The organism is Streptomyces colwelliae (assembly GCF_048158785.1).
GTDB lineage: Bacteria > Actinomycetota > Actinomycetes > Streptomycetales > Streptomycetaceae > Streptomyces.
On record NZ_JBLTJC010000753.1, the window covers coordinates 1 to 1,755 of the forward strand.

At 72.4% G+C, this 1,755-nt stretch carries 2 pseudogenes; both read left to right on the forward strand.

What is annotated here, in order from left to right:
* Window positions 1-51: 51 nt before the first annotated feature.
* Window positions 52-1,629 (forward strand): annotated as a pseudogene (locus tag ACNFOC_RS53995) (ABC transporter ATP-binding protein); the annotation flags it as partial.
* A gap of 1 nt (window position 1,630) precedes the next feature.
* Window positions 1,631-1,755, forward strand: a pseudogene (locus ACNFOC_RS54000) (alpha-amylase family glycosyl hydrolase); the annotation flags it as partial.

The following is a 1,755-nucleotide window of genomic DNA, read 5'->3' on the forward strand; positions in this document are numbered from 1 at the left end:
CCTCCCCACCTCCTCCGCTCCCTCCACCTCCAAGCCCTCCAAGGAGCCGTCGTGATCCGCTTCGAGGATGTCTCCGTGACGTACGACGGGGCGGACCAACCCGCCGTCCAGGGCGTCGACTTCGAGGTGCCGGAAGGCGAACTGGTGCTGCTCGTCGGCCCGTCGGGAGTCGGCAAGTCCACGGTGCTCGGCGCGGTGAGCGGACTGGTCCCGCACTTCACCGGCGGCACCCTGCGCGGCCGGGTCACGGTCGCGGGCCGGGACACCCGCACCCACAAACCGCGCGAACTCGCCGATGTCGTGGGCACGGTGGGCCAGGATCCGCTCTCCCACTTCGTGACGGACACGGTCGAGGACGAACTCGCCTACGGAATGGAGTCGTTGGGCCTCGCCCCCGAGGTGATGCGCCGCAGGGTCGAGGAGACCCTGGACCTCCTGGGCCTCGCCGAGCTCCGCGCCCGCCCGATCGCCACCCTCTCCGGCGGCCAGCAGCAACGCGTCGCGATCGGCTCGGTCCTCACCCCGCACCCCAGGGTCCTGGTCCTGGACGAACCGACCTCGGCACTCGACCCGGCGGCGGCGGAGGAGGTCCTCGCGGTCCTCCAACGCCTGGTCCACGATCTCGGCACGACCGTCCTCCTGGCCGAACACCGCCTGGAACGCGTCATCCAGTACGCCGACCAGGTCGCCCTCCTCCCGGCCCCGGGCGCTCCGCCGGTCCTCGGCACCCCGGCGGAGGTGATGGCCGTATCCCCCGTGTTCCCGCCGGTGGTGGACCTGGGCCGGCTCGCCGGATGGGCGCCGTTGCCGCTCACTGTGCGAGACGCGCGACGACAGGCCGGGGACCTGCGGGAGCGGCTCACGGACCGCGAACCGACGCGCGACACCGCCCCCGTCACCGGGTCACTCCCCAACCCCCGTCCGAGCGCCTCCCGTTGGCGCATGCGCAAGAGCCCGGCCCCAACTCCCATGCACGCGGCGGAAGTCCGCGCCCTTTCCGTCCGCCGAGCGCCGGTCGAGGCCCTCCGCCGCATCGACCTCACCATCGCCCCCGGCGAGACCATCGCCCTGATGGGCCGCAACGGCGCCGGCAAGTCCACGCTCCTCAACTCCCTTGTCGGGCTGGTCACTCCGACCTCCGGAACGGTCCAGGTCGGCGGCCTCACCCCGCATCGCACCGCGCCCCGCGACCTCGTACGCCGCGTGGGCCTCGTACCGCAGGAACCGCGTGACCTGCTGTACGCCGACACGGTCGCCGCCGAATGCGCGGCCGCCGACGCGGACGCGGGCGCCGATCCGGGCACGTGCCGTGCGCTCGTCTCCGAACTCCTCCCCGGAGTGACCGACGACACCCACCCCCGCGACCTCTCGGAGGGCCAGCGTCTCGCCCTCGCGCTGGCGATCGTGCTGTCGGCCCGCCCGCCCCTTCTCCTGCTGGACGAACCGACCCGGGGTCTCGACTACGCGGCCAAGTCCCGTCTGGTCACGATCCTTCGGGCGCTCACCGGCGAGGGGCACGCGATCGTCCTGGCCACCCATGACGTGGAGCTGGCAGCCGAACTCGCCCACCGGGTCGTCCTGATCGCCGACGGTGAGGTGATCGCGGACGGCCCGACGGCGGAGGTGGTGCAACGGCGACGGCATCGGTGACCTCAAGGGCATCACCGCCAAACTCGACTACCTCCAGTGGCTCGGCGTCGACTGCCTCTGGCTGCCACCGTTCTTCAAATCCCCGCTGCGGGACGGTGGTTACGA